Annotated in this window: 2 pseudogenes; both read left to right on the forward strand. The window is 64.2% G+C overall.

What is annotated here, in order from left to right:
* Positions 1-347 (forward strand): annotated as a pseudogene (locus A3728_RS18045) (lytic transglycosylase domain-containing protein); the annotation flags it as partial.
* Positions 344-587: pseudogene (locus A3728_RS18050) on the forward strand (type IV secretion system protein); the annotation flags it as partial. The pseudogenes A3728_RS18045 and A3728_RS18050, both read left to right, overlap by 4 nt.

Here is a 587-nt window from a genome sequence, read left to right on the forward strand (position 1 = left end):
TGGTCGGCGGCGCCGATGCGCTCGGCACGCTCTCGCCCTCGGACTTTGCGCTGGCCGAGTATGCCAGCATCTCCGAGGCCGGCGTCTATTACGCCGCCGACAGTTCCGCCACCACAGAGCAGGTCATCAATCGCCTGCGCGCGATCATCCTGCAGATCGACGCGCAACCCAATGCCAAGGCGGCCTGGGAGCTCAACACCTACGCCAAGGCCGAGATCGGTCGCATCCTCAACCTCCGCGTCCGGCTGATGGCGGCAAACCAGCAGCGCGAGGCGGCCTATGCGCAGCACCTCGTCGCTGACCGGCTGGCCGAGCGCGACTTCATGCAAATGGGAGTTCCCGAATGAGACAGCTTCTCCTGACCGTGGCTGCGGTCACCACACTCGGGTTTTCTTCGCCCGCAACGGCCCAGGGTGTGCCGACCTTTGACGGCTCAGCGCTTGGCCAGCTCGTAGCCCAACTCGAGCACATGGCCGAGGATCTGAATGTCCAGATGCAACAGCTCGCCACCATGCGGCTGGAGTTGGAAACCCAGCTATCGCAGCTGACAAACCTCGAGGCGCAACTGACCTCGCTCATCGAGGGCA

The sequence above is a fragment of the Sulfitobacter sp. HI0040 genome, assembly GCF_001634885.1.
In the GTDB taxonomy this organism is placed as follows: Bacteria; Pseudomonadota; Alphaproteobacteria; order Rhodobacterales; family Rhodobacteraceae; genus Sulfitobacter.